This is a genomic window from Mycobacterium sp. 5-140-3-2 (assembly GCF_035666375.1).
Lineage (GTDB): Bacteria > Actinomycetota > Actinomycetes > Mycobacteriales > Mycobacteriaceae > Mycobacterium > Mycobacterium intracellulare.
The window spans coordinates 2461133-2478815 of record NZ_CP142025.1; the positions used below are offsets into that span (position 1 = coordinate 2461133).

General features: G+C 68.3%; 15 protein-coding genes. 13 read left to right on the forward strand and 2 right to left on the reverse strand.

Annotated elements, in window-relative coordinates; all coding sequences use genetic code 11:
- Nucleotides 1-142: 142 nt before the first annotated feature.
- Together arc and P6281_RS11615 are read left to right on the forward strand one after the other, a co-directional pair.
- A complete protein-coding gene (gene arc, locus P6281_RS11610) occupies nucleotides 143-1972 on the forward strand; it encodes a proteasome ATPase (protein ID WP_008256304.1) in 1830 nt (609 codons plus the stop codon).
- Nucleotides 1973-2006: 34 nt separating this feature from the next.
- Nucleotides 2007-3812, forward strand: coding sequence for a hypothetical protein (locus tag P6281_RS11615; RefSeq protein WP_201358445.1), 1806 nt, complete (start codon nucleotides 2007-2009; stop codon nucleotides 3810-3812).
- Nucleotides 3813-3819: 7 nt separating this feature from the next.
- Here the strand turns inward: P6281_RS11615 and P6281_RS11620 are convergent, their stop codons facing one another.
- A complete protein-coding gene (locus P6281_RS11620) occupies nucleotides 3820-4425 on the reverse strand; it encodes a hypothetical protein (RefSeq protein WP_009953378.1) in 606 nt (201 codons plus the stop codon).
- Nucleotides 4426-4548: 123 nt separating this feature from the next.
- Here P6281_RS11620 and dop point away from each other — a divergent pair, with 123 nt between their 5' ends.
- The 11 genes from dop (at nucleotide 4549) to P6281_RS11675 (ending at nucleotide 16644) form a co-directional block, all read left to right on the forward strand.
- Nucleotides 4549-6057 carry a pup deamidase/depupylase gene (dop, locus tag P6281_RS11625; protein WP_008256308.1) on the forward strand — a complete coding sequence of 503 codons (1509 nt, stop codon included), beginning with the start codon at nucleotides 4549-4551 and terminating at the stop codon, nucleotides 6055-6057.
- Between the two features lie 117 nt (nucleotides 6058-6174).
- The gene (locus P6281_RS11630; RefSeq protein WP_009953377.1) at nucleotides 6175-6369 is read left to right on the forward strand and encodes a ubiquitin-like protein Pup; all 195 of its coding nucleotides are present in this window, start codon (nucleotides 6175-6177) and stop codon (nucleotides 6367-6369) included.
- Entirely contained in the window at nucleotides 6366-7241 is an 876-nt protein-coding gene (prcB, locus tag P6281_RS11635) for a proteasome subunit beta (protein WP_008256310.1), read from the forward strand. Before P6281_RS11630 ends, prcB begins: the two co-directional genes overlap by 4 nt.
- The gene (gene prcA / locus P6281_RS11640) at nucleotides 7238-8017 is read left to right on the forward strand and encodes a proteasome subunit alpha (protein ID WP_324738894.1); all 780 of its coding nucleotides are present in this window, start codon (nucleotides 7238-7240) and stop codon (nucleotides 8015-8017) included. The genes prcB and prcA overlap by 4 nt, the downstream gene beginning before the upstream one ends.
- Nucleotides 8018-8231: 214 nt before the next feature.
- Complete coding sequence (gene pafA / locus P6281_RS11645) at nucleotides 8232-9590, forward strand: Pup--protein ligase (protein ID WP_008256314.1); 1359 nt, start codon at nucleotides 8232-8234, stop codon at nucleotides 9588-9590.
- Between the two features lie 75 nt (nucleotides 9591-9665).
- Nucleotides 9666-10664, forward strand: a complete 999-nt coding sequence (locus tag P6281_RS11650; RefSeq protein ID WP_014941842.1) for a helix-turn-helix transcriptional regulator — start codon at nucleotides 9666-9668, stop codon at nucleotides 10662-10664.
- Nucleotides 10661-11632 (forward strand): helix-turn-helix transcriptional regulator, encoded by a 972-nt coding sequence (locus P6281_RS11655; RefSeq protein ID WP_324738896.1) that lies wholly within the window; start codon nucleotides 10661-10663, stop codon nucleotides 11630-11632. Before P6281_RS11650 ends, P6281_RS11655 begins: the two co-directional genes overlap by 4 nt.
- A 94-nt stretch (nucleotides 11633-11726) precedes the next feature.
- Nucleotides 11727-12005, forward strand: a complete 279-nt coding sequence (gene tatA, locus P6281_RS11660; protein ID WP_009953370.1) for a Sec-independent protein translocase subunit TatA — start codon at nucleotides 11727-11729, stop codon at nucleotides 12003-12005.
- 55 nt (nucleotides 12006-12060) lie between these two features.
- Nucleotides 12061-13017, forward strand: a complete 957-nt coding sequence (tatC, locus tag P6281_RS11665; RefSeq protein WP_104150816.1) for a twin-arginine translocase subunit TatC — start codon at nucleotides 12061-12063, stop codon at nucleotides 13015-13017.
- A gap of 19 nt (nucleotides 13018-13036) precedes the next feature.
- Nucleotides 13037-15817, forward strand: coding sequence for a DEAD/DEAH box helicase (locus tag P6281_RS11670; protein WP_065503838.1), 2781 nt, complete (start codon nucleotides 13037-13039; stop codon nucleotides 15815-15817).
- Between the two features lie 65 nt (nucleotides 15818-15882).
- Nucleotides 15883-16644, forward strand: coding sequence for a DUF4333 domain-containing protein (locus P6281_RS11675; RefSeq protein ID WP_008256331.1), 762 nt, complete (start codon nucleotides 15883-15885; stop codon nucleotides 16642-16644).
- Between the two features lie 7 nt (nucleotides 16645-16651).
- Here P6281_RS11675 and P6281_RS11680 read toward each other — a convergent pair whose 3' ends face one another.
- Entirely contained in the window at nucleotides 16652-17608 is a 957-nt protein-coding gene (locus tag P6281_RS11680; RefSeq protein ID WP_020188912.1) for a 5'-3' exonuclease, read from the reverse strand.
- Between the last annotated feature and the right edge of the window lie 75 nt (nucleotides 17609-17683).

Here is a 17683-nt window from a genome sequence, read left to right on the forward strand (position 1 = left end):
ATCATCACGATTAGTGGCCGAGATTACCAGCGTGACGAAAATCTTAACTTTTCGTGGGTATTTGACTACGCACATCAATCGTCAATCGCCGGTAGCTTTGAAGTATCCGCCGCGCCAATTCGGTGTGGGAAAGGAGCGCAAGATGGGTAGCTCAGAGCGTTCTGAAGCTTTCGGAACCCCCCACGAATCAGACATGTCCAGCGGCGACGAGGCCGAGTTGGAGCAGCTACGCCGCGAGGCGGCGATGTTGCGCGAGCAGCTCGAGCACACGGTCGGTGCGCAAGGCGGCGCCCGCTCTGCCCGCGACGTGCATCAGCTCGAAGCGCGCATCGACTCCCTCGCGTCCCGTAACTCGAAGTTGATGGAGACCCTCAAAGAGGCCCGCCAGCAACTGCTGGCGTTGCGGGAGGAAGTCGACCGGTTGGGGCAGCCGCCCAGCGGCTACGGCGTCCTGCTCGGCACGCACGAGGACGACACCGTCGACGTGTTCACGTCCGGCCGCAAGATGCGCCTGACGTGCTCGCCGAACATCGAAGTCGCGTTGCTGCGTAAGGGCCAGACCGTTCGCCTCAACGAGGCGCTGACGGTCGTGGAAGCGGGCACCTTCGAGTCGGTCGGCGAGATCTCCACACTGCGTGAGCTCTTGGCCGACGGGCACCGGGCGCTCGTGGTCGGGCACGCCGACGAGGAACGCATCGTCTGGCTCGCCGAGCCGCTGGTCGCCGAGAACCTGCCGGACGGTCATCCCGACGCCCTCAACGACGACACCCGGCCCCGCAAGCTGCGGCCCGGCGACTCGTTGCTGGTCGACACCAAGGCCGGCTACGCGTTCGAGCGCATCCCCAAGGCCGAGGTCGAGGACCTGGTGCTGGAAGAGGTGCCCGATGTCAGCTACCTGGACATCGGCGGCCTGACCCGCCAGATCGAGCAGATCCGCGACGCCGTGGAGCTGCCCTTCCTGCACAAGGAGCTCTACCGGGAGTACGCGCTGCGGCCGCCCAAAGGTGTGCTGCTCTACGGTCCGCCCGGCTGCGGTAAGACGCTGATCGCCAAGGCGGTGGCGAACTCGTTGGCCAAGAAGATGGCCGAGGTCCGCGGCGACGACGCGCGCGAGGCCAAGTCGTACTTTCTCAACATCAAGGGCCCCGAGCTGCTGAACAAGTTCGTCGGCGAGACCGAGCGCCACATCCGGCTGATCTTCCAGCGCGCCCGCGAGAAGGCGTCGGAAGGCACCCCGGTGATTGTGTTCTTCGACGAGATGGACTCGATCTTCCGCACCCGTGGCACGGGGGTGTCTTCGGACGTCGAGACGACCGTGGTCCCGCAGCTGCTCAGCGAGATCGACGGCGTCGAGGGGCTCGAGAACGTCATCGTGATCGGCGCGTCCAACCGCGAGGACATGATCGACCCCGCGATCCTGCGGCCGGGCCGGCTCGACGTGAAGATCAAGATCGAGCGCCCGGATGCCGAAGCGGCGCAAGACATCTTCTCGAAGTACCTGACCGAGGAGCTGCCGCTGCACGCCGACGACCTCGCCGAGTTCGGCGGCGACCGCACGGCCTGCATCAAGGCGATGATCGAGAAGGTCGTCGAGCGGATGTACGCCGAGATCGACGACAACCGGTTCCTGGAGGTCACCTACGCCAACGGTGACAAGGAAGTCATGTACTTCAAGGACTTCAACTCCGGGGCGATGATCCAGAACGTCGTCGACCGGGCGAAGAAGAACGCGATCAAGTCAGTGCTGGAAACCGGTCAACCGGGCCTGCGCATCCAGCATTTGCTCGACTCGATCGTCGACGAGTTCGCCGAGAACGAGGACCTGCCCAACACCACCAACCCCGATGACTGGGCGCGGATTTCGGGCAAGAAGGGCGAGCGGATCGTTTACATCCGCACGCTGGTCACCGGCAAGAGCTCGAGCGCGTCGCGGGCCATCGACACCGAGTCGAACCTGGGTCAGTACTTGTAAACATTTGTCGGCGCCACCGGCTAGCGTCGCACCCGTGCGGCTCCGCTTTGAGGCTCCGGGTGACAACGACGCCTACGACCAGGTTCGTGGCGTGCTGCTGGACGAGCTCGACGGTTGGTGGTCCGGAGTCGACTCGGATCGGGAAGCCGTCGTCTCCGACGTCGCCGTCTTTCTGGACTGGCGTTACTTCGACTCCACCGGTGTGCTCGACGATTTCGCGCCCGCCGATATCGCGGAGTTTCTGCTGGAGTGGTGTCCGCGGCGGTTCGAAGGCCGGCCGGACGACGCCGCCAGTCTGTGCTTCGCGGTCGGCGTATACGTCGACTTCATGGAGGCAACGGGGCGTCTGGTCGGCGGTGCCGACCGCGCCGCCAGGTTGCGCAGGCTGGCCGACGACCTTGCGCCGACCCTGCTGGCCGAAGCACGCGACCCTACCGTTGTCGAGGATCTTCCGGTCCCGGGCGACGCGCCCGAGCCCTTCGAACTGCCGTTCCTCTACGTTCCGCCGTCCGCGACCGATCTGGCGGCCGCCGCGACGGCGGTCCCGCTGCTCGCCAAACTCGATGCCTTGCGCGACTATCTCGGGCCCGACGGCAAGCCGCTCACCGACAAGGACGAACTCGAACTGGCTGATGGTCGCGCGCTGGTGGAGCGCCTCGACACCGGCGACGTGTTGGATTTCGAGTTGGGCGAGCTGAAATATCCGGCGCGGTCGACGGCGGCGCTGCGTCGTCTGAATTTCCTCGTCCAAGTGGCTATCGAGGCGGGCGCGGTGGACGTGCATCGCCACCGGGTGCTGCCGGGGCAGGAGTGGGGGATGCGCTCGCCCGTGGAGCGGGCGGAGTCGCTGTTCGCGGCGATCCTCTTGTCACGTCCGTTGCGGTCGTTGCATTCGGCGCAGCTCTATCCCGAGCAGCACGTCATGCACGACCTGCTCGACGACGGGATCGCGTGTTGGCTGGCGCCGCTGCTGCAAGACGGCGCGAATCTTCCCTTCGAATCCTTGCTGGAGTGGGTGCACGCGCTGGTTGCCGCGCAACGGCCGTCGCCGCGCTGGTATGCCGACGAGGAGGACACGCTGGAGGCATACGTCGAGGACGACATGGGCCGACTCCTCGACGTGCTGCGGCAGGCCGGTGTGGTGCGCTGGACCGACGCCCTCGAACGGCCGCAGCCGCTTGGGCCTAGCAATTGGACCGGTGGGACGGTGGCGCTGACCGCGCTGGGTCGTCACGTCGTGCCGGAATACCTGGAGGACGCCGGATTCGCGCTGCGCCGTCTCGACCGAATCAACGACTGGGATGCGACGGACCTGATCGGCGCAATGCTGTTGGTGGGCAAGGACACTCATGTGCCATTGATAGCAAACTGGCGGTCCGACCGGCCGGCCGCCGAGCGGGTGCAGATGGTCACCGAGGCTGCCGCGGCCATGGAGACCGCGGCCGGCCGGACGATGGGCTTCGTCGCCCTGAACGAGTTCGACATCGACGTCGCCGAACCCTTCGTTCGTCAGCTGCTGGACAGCCCGGTCGCCGGCCACGCCGCGCTCTGGCTGATCCAGCGGGACCGCGCCGACGCCGAGACGCTCGCGAGCTTCGTCGACGTTGCCGTGCTCGTCGACGTCCTCGCGGAGTCCTTGGAGTCGCCCGAGGAGTTGTGCAGCCTGTTCGCCGGTTTATCCGACCCGTCCCAGTTGCTAGACGACATCTGGCGTCATCCGGCACCGGAGACCGCGCTCGTCCTCGACGCGCTCGGCCGTCACCTGCCGGACCGAGCACTGGCCAAGGCCGCGCGCAAAGCGGCAGTGCGGCACCAGAGTTGGATGGCAAACCGCCTGTGACGCGGCGTCAGTCCAACTGGAGCGAGTAGCTGTTCGTCAGATCGTCCTGCGTGACATGCGCGGAACGGGTGCGGGTGTCCACCCGCAACTCCTCGGTCAGCACGCGCGGCTGATAGGCCCACCCGTGCGGCAGGTTGAGCCGGGCGGCCAAGCCGGGCAGGTCGGCGCGCGACAAGGTGGGGTCGGCGACCTGGCTCCAGGTCTGCATGACCCAGCGCTGCCCGCCGGGATCGAGCAGTTCGTAGACCTCTTCACCCGGGTTGAAGACGAAGACCGTGTGGCGGTTGACCTGATTGGCGGTATAGGGCGCGGGGTTCATCGACGACAGCAGGACCGTGGCCTGCTGAATCATCTCGATCCCGCCGAAGGTCTTGGTGATCTGCGGCCCTTGCCGTTGCTTCTCGATGGCGTTCATCAGCCAGTAGCGCGGACCGTTGAGCAGCGCCGTGGCCGCCCCGTGCTCCTTGGCGATGGCCTGTGCGTCGAGCTTCGACCACAGCTCGGCCGGACAGTCGTTGAGCGGGAAGCTGTTGTACACCGTGGCCTGCGGTCCCGCCTCCCCGGGGGTCACGAGAAGCACTTCGCCGTAACGCTTCCCGGATAGGTCGGTCATCCCGTGAAGCTAATCACCGTCGTCGGCGGCGTCAACAGCAAACGCGATCACCGATGACCAGCGGCGCCAGGGCGCCGACGCCCGGGAGAAGGTCAATTCCGCACCTCGCCTAGTCTTTGAAGCATGCAAAGGATTATCGGGACGGAGGTCGAATACGGCATTTCCTCGCCATCGGACCCGACGGCGAACCCGATCCTCACGTCGACGCAGGCGGTCTTGGCTTATGCGGCCGCGGCGGGCATTCAGCGCGCCAAGCGGACCCGGTGGGACTACGAGGTGGAATCGCCGCTGCGCGACGCGCGCGGGTTCGACCTGAGCCGCTCGGCCGGCCCGCCGCCGGTGGTCGACGCCGACGAGGTCGGCGCGGCCAACATGATCCTGACCAACGGGGCACGGCTCTACGTCGACCACGCGCACCCCGAATACTCCGCGCCCGAATGCACCGACCCGCTCGACGCCGTGATCTGGGACAAGGCCGGCGAACGGGTGATGGAGGCCGCCGCCCGACACGTCGCCAGCGTGCCCGGGGCCGCGAAGTTGCAGCTCTACAAGAACAACGTCGACGGCAAGGGCGCCTCCTACGGGTCGCACGAAAACTATTTGATGTCGCGGCAGACGCCGTTCTCGGCGATCATCGCCGGGCTGACCCCCTTCCTGGTCTCGCGGCAGGTGGTCACCGGGTCGGGACGCGTGGGCATCGGACCCTCCGGCGACGAGCCCGGCTTTCAGCTGTCGCAGCGCTCGGACTACATCGAGGTCGAGGTCGGCCTGGAGACCACCCTCAAGCGCGGCATCATCAACACCCGCGACGAGCCGCACGCCGACGCCGACCGGTACCGGCGCCTGCACGTCATCATCGGCGACGCCAACCTCGCGGAGACGTCGACCTATCTGAAGCTGGGCACCACGTCGCTGGTGCTGGACTTGATCGAAGAGGGCCCGGCGCACGGAATCGACCTGAGCGATCTGGCCCTGGCGCGGCCGGTGCACGCGGTCCACGCGATCAGCCGCGACCCGTCGCTGCGCGCCGCGGTGGCCCTGGCCGACGGTCGAGAGCTGACCGGGCTTGCGCTGCAACGGGTTTACCTCGATCGGGTGGCGAAGCTCGTCGACAGCCGCGACCCCGATCCGCGGGCGGCCGACATCGTCGAAACCTGGGCGCACGTGCTCGACCAACTCGAGCGCGATCCGATGGAGTGCGCCGAGCTGCTGGACTGGCCCGCCAAGTTGCGCCTGCTCGAAGGGTTCCGGCAGCGGGAGAACCTGAGCTGGTCGGCGCCGCGGTTGCACCTGGTCGACCTGCAATACTCCGACGTCCGGCTGGACAAGGGCCTGTACAACCGGCTGGTCGCGCGGGGCTCGATGAAGCGCCTGGTGTCCGAGCACCAGGTGCTCGAAGCGGTGGACAGCCCGCCGACGGACACCCGCGCGTACTTCCGCGGTGAATGCCTGCGCCGGTTCGGCGCCGACATCGCGGCGGCCAGTTGGGACTCGGTGATCTTCGACCTGGGGGGCGATTCCCTGGTCCGCATTCCCACGCTGGAGCCGCTGCGGGGCAGCAAAGCGCACGTGGGAGCGCTGCTGGACTCGGTGCACAGCGCGGCGGAACTGGTCGAACAACTCACCAGCTAGCCGCCGGTTCGGCCGGGGAACGTCGGGGTTGACCGGTAGGGTAGGAAAGACCAACGGGCGGCGTGGCTGGACAATTGAAAGGCCATTCAACAAGCCCAGACAACGCAGGAGGCGGCGATGGCTCAGGAGCAGACCAAGCGTGGCGGCGGTGGCGGGGACGAGGACGACTTCGCCGGCAGCACGGCCGCGGGCCAAGAGCGCCGGGAGAAGCTGGCCGAGGAGACTGACGATTTGCTCGACGAGATTGATGACGTTCTCGAGGAGAACGCCGAGGACTTCGTGCGGGCATACGTCCAAAAGGGCGGCCAGTGACCTGGCAGTTCTCTGATCGCCTACCCATCAACTCCGCACTTCCGGGAAACCCCGCCGTAGACCTTTCGTCGTTCGCCGACTTCCTGCGCCGTCAGGCGCCGGAGTTGCTGCCGGCCTCCTTCGGGGCCGTCCAGTCGGAAAGCGCCGGGGCGCAGCTGCCCCACGGGACCACGATCGTCGCGCTGAAGTACCCCGGCGGTGTGGTGCTCGCCGGTGACCGGCGCTCGACGCAGGGCAACATGATCGCCGGGCGCGACGTCAAAAAGGTGTACATCACCGACGACTACACCGCGACCGGCATCGCCGGAACCGCCGCCATCGCCGTGGAGTTCGCCCGCCTTTACGCCGTGGAACTCGAGCACTACGAGAAACTCGAAGGCGTGCCGCTGACGTTTGCCGGCAAGGTGAACCGGCTGGCGATCATGGTGCGCGGCAACCTGGCCGCCGCCATGCAGGGGCTGGTCGCGTTGCCGCTGCTGGTGGGTTACGACATCGACGCGCCCGATCCGGAAGGCGCCGGCCGCATCGTGTCGTTCGACGCCGCCGGCGGCTGGAACCTGGAGGAGGAGGGCTACCAGTCGGTGGGCTCGGGCTCCATTTTCGCCAAGTCGTCGATGAAGAAGTTGTACTCGCAGGTCACCGACGCCGACTCCGCGGTGCGGGTCGCGATCGAGGCGCTCTACGATGCGGCCGACGACGACTCCGCGACCGGCGGGCCGGATCTGGTCCGCGGCATCTATCCCACGGCGGTCACCATCGGCGCCGAGGGGGCGCTGGAAGTGCCGGAGGGCCGCATCGCCGAGCTGGCTCGCGAGGTGATTCAAAGCCGTTCGCGCGCTGACACTTTCGGCCCCGATGGTGGTGAGAAGTGAGCTTCCCGTATTTCATCTCGCCCGAACAGGCGATGCGCGAGCGCAGCGAGCTCGCGCGCAAGGGCATCGCCCGGGGCAAGAGCGTGGTCGCCCTGGTCTATGCCGGCGGGGTGCTTTTCGTCGCGGAGAACCCGTCGCGGTCGCTGCAGAAGATCAGCGAGCTCTACGATCGCGTGGGCTTCGCGGCCGCCGGCAAGTTCAACGAATTCGACAATTTGCGCCGGGGCGGAATCCAATTCGCCGACACCCGCGGTTACGCCTACGACCGCCGCGACGTCACCGGCCGCCAGCTCGCCAACGTCTACGCGCAGACGCTGGGCACCATCTTCACCGAACAGGCCAAGCCCTACGAGGTGGAATTGTGCGTCGCCGAGGTGGCGCACTACGGCGAGTCGAAACCGCCTGAGTTGTACCGCATTACCTATGACGGATCGATCGCCGACGAGCCGCATTTCGTGGTGATGGGTGGCACCACCGAGCCGATCACCACCGCGCTCAAGGACTCGTACGCCGAAAACGCCAACCTGCGCGAGGCCACCCGCATCGCCGTCAAAGCGTTGCGGGCCGGCAGCGAATCCTCCAACGGCGACCAGTCCACCCTGGACGTGGCCAGCCTGGAGGTCGCCATCTTGGACGTCAACCGCCCGCGGCGGGCGTTCCGGCGGATCAACCGCGCCACTCTGGAGAATTTGCTGCGCGAACTGGATTCGAACGGAGCCTCCGACGGCGACGGCGACGGTGACGAGTCGGAGTCGAACGGCGGCTCGCCCGGCTAGACCACCGTCGGGCATGGCGTCTGAGGCGGTGGTGCTGGTGTGGCTGCCGGTGCTCAAGGTGCCGATGAGGCTTCGCATCTCCCCGGGGTTGCGCCCCGGCCGCGTCATTGCCGCGTGGGCGGCGCGGCCATAAAACCGGCCCGCGCAAAAGTTCGTCGATCGATACGCGCGGCTTGCTCACCGTCACGCTCGGACAACCAGTACGCTCGATTACGTGCAGCGACGAATCATGGGCATCGAGACCGAGTTCGGGGTCACCTGCACATTCCACGGCCATCGCCGGCTCAGCCCGGACGAGGTGGCCCGCTACCTGTTCCGGCGGGTCGTGTCGTGGGGGCGCAGCTCCAACGTCTTCCTGCGTAACGGCGCCCGCCTCTACCTCGACGTGGGCAGCCACCCCGAGTACGCCACCGCCGAGTGCGACAGCCTGGTGCAGCTGGTCACCCACGACCGCGCCGGGGAATGGGTGCTCGAAGACCTGCTCGTCGACGCCGAGCAGCGCCTCGCCGACGAGGGCATCGGCGGCGACATCTACCTGTTCAAGAACAACACCGATTCGGCGGGCAACTCCTACGGGTGCCACGAGAACTACCTGATCGTGCGGGCCGGCGAATTCTCCCGGATCTCCGACGTCCTGCTGCCGTTCCTGGTCACGCGCCAGTTGATCTGCGGGGCCGGCAAGGTGCTGCAGACCCCGAAGGCCGCGACGTTCTGCCTTTCCCAACGTGCCGAGCACATTTGGGAGGGCGTCTCGTCGGCCACCACCCGCAGCCGGCCGATCATCAACACCCGCGACGAGCCGCACGCCGACGCCGAGAAGTACCGGCGCCTGCACGTGATCGTCGGCGACTCCAACATGTGCGAAACCACCACCATGCTCAAGGTGGGCACCGCCGCGCTGGTGCTCGAGATGATCGAAGCGGGCGTGCCGTTCCGGGATTTCTCGCTGGACAACCCCATCCGCGCCATCCGCGAGGTCAGCCACGACATCACCGGCCGGCGGCCGGTGCGGCTGGCGGGCGGGCGTCAGGCCAGCGCCCTGGACATCCAGCGCGAGTATTACAGTCGCGCGGTCGAGCACCTGCAGACCCGCGAACCCAACGCCCAGATCGAGCAGATCGTCGACCTGTGGGGTCGCCAGCTCGACGCCGTCGAGAGCCAGGACTTCGCCAAGGTGGACACCGAGATCGACTGGGTGATCAAGCGCAAGCTGTTCCAGCGCTACCAGGACCGCTACAGCATGGAGCTGTCCGACCCGAAGATCGCCCAGCTCGACCTGGCCTACCACGACATCAAGCGCGGGCGCGGCGTCTTTGATCTGCTGCAGCGCAAGGGACTTGCGGCCCGCGTCACCACCGACGAGGACATCGCCGAGGCGGTCGACAATCCGCCGCAGACCACCCGGGCGCGGCTGCGTGGCGAGTTCATCAGCGCCGCCCAGGCCGCCGGCCGTGACTTCACCGTCGACTGGGTGCACCTCAAGCTCAACGACCAGGCGCAGCGGACCGTGCTGTGCAAGGACCCCTTCCGTGCGGTCGACGAGCGGGTCAAGCGGCTGATCGCCAGCATGTAGCCGCTCCGATGCGGTTGCGCGACGCGGTGCGCGGGTGGAAGCGCCGGGCGGCGACCATCGAATAATCTGGTGCCAATGGCGACGTCAAAAGTCGAACGGTTGGTGAACCTGGTCATCGCCCTGCTGTCCACCCGCGGGTACATCACGGCGGAAAAGATCAGGTCGAGTGTGGCGGGTTACTCGGAGAGCGCGAGCGCCGAGGCGTTCTCCCGCATGTTCGAGCGCGACAAGAACGAGCTGCGCGACCTCGGCATCCCGCTCGAGGTCGGCAGGGTGTCGGCGTGGGACCCCACCGAGGGCTACCGGATCAACCGCGACGCCTATTCGCTCGCGCCGGTCGACCTGACCCCGGACGAGGCGGCCGCGGTCGCCGTCGCGACCCAGCTGTGGGAGTCACCCGAGCTCATCACCGCCACCCAGGGGGCGCTGCTCAAACTGCGCGCCGCCGGCGTCGACGTCGATCCCGACGCGCCGGTCGCCATCGCGTCGCCGGTCGGAGTGCCGGGCCTGCGTGGCTCGGAGGATGTTCTCGGAATCCTGTTGTCGGCCATCGATTCCCGACGGGCGGTCCAGTTTCCGCACCGGCCGTCGCGGGCCGAGCCCTACGCCACCCGCACCGTCGAGCCCTGGGGCGTCGTCACCGAGAAGGGCCGCTGGTATCTGGTGGGCCACGACCGCGACCGCGACGCCACCCGGACTTTCCGGCTCTCCCGGATCGGTCCCGACGTCACGCCGATCGGCCCGGCGGGCGCGGTCACCGTGCCGGAAGGCATTGACCTGCGCCGGATCGTGGCCCAGACGGTCACCGACGTTGCAGCGACACCGGCCGGCGGGGTGGCCCAGGTATGGGTGGCCGCCGGGCGGGCCACCGCGCTGCGCCGGGCCGGCAGGCACGTCGGCGAACGGCGGCTGGGTGAGCGCGACGGCGAGGTGATCGAGCTCGACATCCGATCCACCGACCAGCTCGCCCGTGACATCGCCGGCTACGGCGCCGACGCCCTGGTGCTCGAGCCGCAATCGCTGCGCGACGACGTGCTGGCCCGGTTGCGGGCGCATGCGGGCGTGTCCGCATGACCGCCATCTCCACCCGCCTGGTCCGGCTGCTGAACATGGTCCCGTACTTCCAGGCCAACGCGCGGGTCACCCGGGCCAAGGCCGCCGCCGACCTCGGGGTCTCGGCCAAGCAACTCGAAGAGGACCTCAACCAGCTCTGGATGTGCGGCCTTCCCGGCTACTTCCCGGGCGACCTCATCGATTTCCAGTTCTCCGGGGACACCATCGAGGTGACGTTCTCCGCCGGCATCGACCGACCGCTCAAGCTCACCTCGCCGGAGGCCACGGGCCTGCTGGTGGCGCTGCGGGCGCTGGCCGACATCCCCGGCGTCGTCGACCCGGAAGCCGCGCGCAGTGCGATCGCCAAGATCGAGGACGCCGCGGGAGCCCTCGGCCACGACACCACACCCGCCGCGACGGCCGTCGACGAGCCCGCGCCGGCGGAAAGCCGGGCCGCCGCCGCGGTGCGCGCCGCCGTGCAGTCGCGACACGCGCTGGCCATCGACTACTACTCCGCCTCGCACGACACCCTCACCAGCCGGGTCGTCGATCCCATCCGGGTGCTGCTGATCGGCGGCCACAGCTACCTGGAGGCCTGGTCGCGGGAGGCCGAAGGGGTCCGGCTGTTCCGCTTCGACCGGATCGTGGAGGCCAGCGAACTCGACGAGCCCGCCGCGCCGCCCGAGCCGGCGCTGCATGCGCCCCCCGACACCTCGCTGTTCGACGGTGATCCCTCGCTGCCGTTCGCCAAGCTACGGGTCGCGCCCACGGCGTCCTGGATGTTCGAGTACTACCCGATGCGCGACGTGCGCGAGTTGCCCGACGGATCCTGCGAGGCGGTGATGACCTACGCCTCCGAGGACTGGATGACGCGGCTGGTGCTGGGCCTGGGGCCGGCCGTGCGGGTGCTGGCACCGGAGTCGCTGGCGCAGCGGGTGCGAGACGCCGCGGCCGCCGCGGTGGCGTCGTATGACGCCCTGAGCTCATAAAAGTCCAGGCAACGCGGCCCCTCGGCGCGGCGCGGGCCCACCGCCACGCGGCGCTGCTGCGGTAGCATCGGGTCAACGTCTGGAGGTAATCAAAGTGGGCAGTCTGAGTCCGTGGCACTGGGCGATCCTCGCGGTCGTGGTGATCTTGCTGTTTGGTGCCAAGAAGCTCCCCGACGCGGCGCGTTCGTTGGGCAAGTCGATGCGGATCTTCAAGTCCGAGATCCGGGAAATGCAGAGCGAGAACAAGCCGGAGAACTCGGCTTTGGGGACCCAAAGCGACGCCCCCGCGGCGAACCCCACGCCCGTGCAGTCGCAGCGGGTCGACCCTCCGGCGCCCAGCGAGCAGGGGCACAGCGAAGCACGCCCGGCGTAGCCGCCGTCATCGTCGCGGTGCCCGAGCGCCCCTGACCGAGCCCTAGACGAGCATCGTGAAATCACTCAAGGTTTCAGCGCGCACTTCTGGCCTGCTGAAGCGCCTCAACCCACGCAACAGACGCAGTCGCACCAACCCGGACGCGACCATGTCGCTGGTCGACCACCTCACCGAACTGCGCAGGCGGCTGCTGATTTCCCTGGCGGCCATCGTGCTGACCACGATTTTCGGGTTCGTCTGGTACTCGCATCCGATCTTCGGGCTGGAAAGCCTCGGCGAGTGGCTGCGTCATCCCTACTGCTCGCTGCCGCAGTCGGCGCGCGCGGACATCAGCGCCAACGGGCAATGCCGGCTGCTGGCCACCGCGCCGTTCGACCAGTTCATGCTGCGGCTCAAGGTGGGACTGACCGCCGGGGTGGTGCTGGCCTGCCCGGTCTGGTTCTACCAGCTGTGGGCGTTCATCACCCCCGGGCTCTACCAGAAGGAGCGCCGCTTCGCGATCGCGTTCGTGGTCCCGGCCGTGGTGCTGTTCGGTGCGGGCGCGGCGCTGGCCTACTTCGTGCTGTCCAAGGCCCTGGGCTTTTTGCTGACGGTCGGCAGCGACGTCCAGGTGACCGCCCTGTCCGGTGACCGCTATTTCGGGTTCCTGATCAATCTGCTGGTGGTGTTCGGCGTCAGCTTCGAATTCCCGCTGCTGATCGTCATGCTCAACACCGTCGGCCTGCTGACCTACCAGCGGCTCAAGTCGTGGCGGCGCGGCCTGATCTTCGCGATGTTCGTGTTCGCGGCGGTATTCACACCAGGCTCCGATCCGTTCTCGATGACCGCGCTCGGGCTGGCGCTGTCCGTGCTCCTCGAGTTCGCCATCCAGATCGCCCGGCTCCACGACAAGCGGAAGGCCAAGCGCGACGCCCAGGCGGTGGTCCCCGACGACGAAGCATCGGTCATCGAGCGGCCCGCCGCGATACCGGAGCCCTCGGTCAGCGCGGGGCAACACGACGATGTCACCTGAACCGTCGGTGCCCCACGAGGTGACGGAGCTGGTCGAGCTCACCCGATTCGCCACGGATCTGCCCTTTTCGCTCGACGGCTTTCAGCATCGGGCGTGTGCGGCGCTCGAACGCGGCCACGGCGTGCTGGTCTGCGCGCCGACCGGCGCCGGCAAGACCGTCGTCGGGGAATTCGCGGTACACCTGGCGCTGGCGGCCGGCGGCAAGTGCTTCTACACCACGCCGCTCAAAGCGCTGAGCAACCAGAAGCACACCGACCTGACGGCGCGCTACGGCCGCGACCGCATCGGCCTGCTCACCGGGGACATGTCGGTAAACGCCGATGCGCCCGTCGTGGTCATGACGACCGAGGTGCTGCGCAACATGCTCTACGCGGATTCGCCTGCGCTGCGGGGCCTTTCCTACGTGGTAATGGACGAAGTGCACTTCCTGGCCGACCGGATGCGGGGCCCGGTGTGGGAAGAGGTGATCCTGCACCTTCCGGACGAAGTCCGCGTGGTCAGCCTGTCGGCGACGGTGAGCAACGCCGAGGAGTTCGGCGGCTGGATCCAGACCGTGCGCGGCGATACGACGGTCGTCGTCGACGAACACCGGCCGGTGCCGCTCTGGCAACACGTGTTGGTCGGCAAGCGACTTTTCGACCTCTTCGATTACCGGCATTCGGACGCCCCCGAGCAGCCGGGCGCCCCGCGCGAGCCCCGCGTCAACCCGGATCTGTTGCGGCACATCACCCATCGCCGTGAGGCGGATCGGATGTCGGATTGGCAGCCGCGGCGAAGTGCCGGACGTGGGCGTCCGCCGGCGCGGTCGGGCCGGCCCCGGCTCTACCGCACGCCGGCGCGTCCGGACGTGATCGCGAGCCTGGACGCCGAAGGGCTGCTGCCGGCGATCACGTTCGTGTTCTCGCGGGCCGGCTGTGACGCCGCCGTCCAGCAATGCCTGCGTTCCCCCCTGCAGCTGACCACCCAGGAAGAGCGGGCGCAGATCGCGGAGGTGATCGAGCATCGCTGCGGCGATCTCGCCGACGCCGACCTCGCCGTGCTCGGCTACTACGAGTGGCGCGAGGGGCTGCTGCGCGGTCTGGCCGCCCACCACGCCGGCATGTTGCCCGCCTTCCGGCACACGGTCGAAGAGCTGTTCACCGCCGGGCTGGTGCGGGCCGTGTTCGCCACCGAGACGTTGGCGCTGGGGATCAACATGCCTGCCCGCACCGTGGTGCTCGAGCGGCTGGTCAAGTTCAACGGCGAGCAGCATGTGGCGCTGACGCCGGGGGAGTACACGCAGTTGACCGGGCGCGCCGGCCGGCGCGGCATCGATGTCGAGGGCCACGCGGTGGTGCTCTGGAATCCCACCGAAGAAACCACCGAACCCTCCGCGGTGGCCGGGCTGGCCTCCACCCGCACCTTCCCGCTGCGCAGTTCGTTCGCCCCGTCGTACAACATGACGATCAACCTCGTGCAGCAGATGGGCCCCGAGCAAGCACATCGGTTGCTGGAGCAGTCATTTGCGCAGTATCAGGCCGACCGTTCGGTCGTCGGGCTGGTGCGCGGCATCGAGCGGGGCGACGCGATGCTGGGTGAGATCGCCGGCGAGCTGGGCGGCCCCAAAGCGCCGATCCTCGAATACGCCCGGATGCGCGCGCGCATCTCCGAGATGGAGCGCGCCCAGTCGCGTGCCTCGCGTCTGCAACGCCGGCAGGCGGCCAGCGACGCGCTGGCCGCGCTGCGCCGGGGCGACATCATCAACATCACCCACGGCCGGCGCGGTGGGCTGGCCGTGGTGCTGGAATCCGCCCGCGACAGCTCCGACCCGCGGCCGCTGGTGCTGACCGAAAACCGTTGGGCGGGTAGGATTTCCTCGGCCGACTATTCGGGCATGTCGGCGCCGGTCGGGTCGATGCCCCTGCCGAAGCGGGTCGAGCACCGGCAGCCGCGCGTCCGCCGCGATCTGGCGTCGGCGCTGCGGTCGGCCGCCGCCGGGCTGGCCATTCCGGCGAAGCGCCGCGGCCGCGGGGACGCCGACGGAGAATTTCATGACCCCGAGCTGGCGAAGCTGCGCGAACAGCTGCGGCGGCACCCGTCGCACAACACGCCCGGCCGGGAAGAACAGGTCCGGCAGGCCGAGCGCTATCTGCGGATCGAACGCGACAACGCGCAATTGGAGAAAAAGGTTGCGGCAGCGACCAATTCGCTGGCTCGGACCTTCGATCGGATCGTCGGGCTGCTCACCGAGCGTGGCTTCATCGAAGGCCGCGACGGCGATCCCCGCGTCACCGACGACGGGCGGCTGCTGGCGCGCATCTACAGCGAAAGCGATCTGCTGGTCGCCGAATGCCTGCGCACCGGCGCGTGGTCCGGTTTGAAGCCCGCCGAGCTGGCGGCGGTGGTCTCGTCGGTGCTGTACGAGAGCCGGGGCGGGGACGGGCCGGGCGCGGCGTTTGCCGCCGACGCCCCCACACAGCCGCTACGCCAGGCGTTGCAGCAGACGTCGCGGCTGTCAATGGCGTTGCGCGCCGACGAGCAGACGCACCGGATCGCCCCGAGCCGCGAACCCGACGACGGCTTCGTCAACGTCATCTACCGTTGGGCCCGGACGGGTGATCTGGCCGCGGCGCTGGCGGCGGCCGACCCGGCGGGCAGCGGCTCGCCCCTGCTGGCGGGCGATTTCGTGCGCTGGTGCCGGCAGGCGCTTGACCTGCTGGATCAGGTGCGCAACGCCGCCCCGGACGCCGAGGTTCGGGCCACCGCGAAGCGGGCCATCAACGACATTCGGCGCGGCGTCGTTGCAGTTGACGCCGGGTAGGCTAGGCCGGAGCTACCGTTAAACGCCGATAGTTCATGCCGAGACACAAGGGGCTGAGGAGAAAGATGAGCGGACCGCAGGGATCGGACCAGCAGTGGCAACCGCCCGGCCAAGGTCAAGGCAGCGACCACTCGTCGGACCCGACCCAGGTGGCGCCGTCCTGGCACGACCAGCAGACCCAGGAGGCCTCGTGGCAGGCGCCCGCCTACACGCCGCCGGCCGAATACCCGCAGTACCAGCAGCCGGCTGAACAGGCCTATCCGCAGCAGTACCCCCAGCAGCCGGGCTATGCCCAGCCCGGGCAGTACGGGCAGCCGGGTCAATACGCCCAGCCGGGTCAGTACGGGCAGCCGGGCCAGTACCCGCAGCCCGGCCAGTACGGGCAGCCGGGCCAATACCCACCGCCGGGTCAATACGGGCAGTACGGTCAATACGGCCAGCCGGGCCAGTACCCGCAGCAGTACCCGCCCTATGAGCAGCCCGGCAAGAAGCGACCGGTTGGGCTGATCGCCGGCGTGGGCGGCGGCATCGCGTTGCTGCTCGTCGTCGTCGTGCTGGTGCTGGGATTCTGGCAGCCGGGCTTCTTCGTCACCACCAAGCTCGACGTCAGCAAGGCGCAGGCCGGGGTTCAGCAGGTCCTCAGCGACGAAACGAACGGCTACGGCGCCAAGAACGTCAAGGACGTCAAGTGCAACCACGGGCAAAACCCGACCGTCAAGAAGGGCGCCACGTTCGACTGCGACGTCAGCATCGACGGCGCGCCGAAGCACGTGACGGTGACGTTCCAGGACAACAAGGGCACCTACGAGGTCGGCCGCCCGCAGTAGCGGACCCTTAGGTCGGCAGCGCGTCGAGCGCTTTCTGCAGGCGCGCGATCGACGATCCGACGCCCAGTTCGGTCGCCAGCTTGGCGGTTCGTTGCGGATCGGCCGCGACCAGCGGTAGTTCGTCGCTGGCCGTCGAAAACGTGACGTGCGCGTCGGTGGCCACCCGCACCACGTCGCCGGCCGCCTCGATGTAGTCCAGCGCGCCCAGCAGTTTCGCCCGCAGGCCCTTGGGCATCTTCGACTTCGGATCGTGGGCGGCGGCCAGGATCTGTTCCAGCGAGCCGTGCTGGGCCAGCAACGAGGCCGCGGTCTTCTCGCCGACGCCCGGAACGCCCGGTAGGCCGTCGGACGGGTCGCCGCGCAGCAACGCGAGTTCGGCGTAGGCGGGCCCGGCCCGCTCGACCGGCACGCCGTAGTGCTCGGCCACCTCGGCCGGCCCGAACAACGTGGCTTTGCTCAGCCCGCGGCCGAGGTAGAGCACCCGCACCGGGACCGGATCGTCCGACACCACCTGCATCAGGTCGCGGTCACCGCTGACCACCACGACCGGGTCGTCGCGTTCCCGCGCCGCCAACGTGCCCAGCACGTCGTCGGCCTCGAAACCCTCCGCGCCCGCCGTCGGAATCCCGAAGGCGTCAAGCAATTCGGCGATCATGTCTATCTGGGGCGTCAGGTCGTCGGGGACCTCCTCGATGTCCGGTTCGCCCGGCGGCTCGGGCTCGGCCACGCGGTGGGCCTTGTAGGACGGCACGAGGTCGACCCTGAACTGCGGCCGCCAATCCAGGTCCAGGCAGACCACCAGCCGGCTTGGTCGCTGTTGGGTGATCACAAAGGCGACGGAATCGATGAATCCGCGAACCGCGTTGACGGGCCGGCCGTCTGGCGCGGTGATCGAGGACGGGACCCCGAAATACGAACGGAACCACATGCTGGCGCCATCGAGCAGCACTAGTGGTCCTGGCATGCCGAATATGGTCTCACGCCGCCGCGGCCAACCCCCACCCCGTCGAACGTCGACTTGTTGTCGGCCGGCCAACCC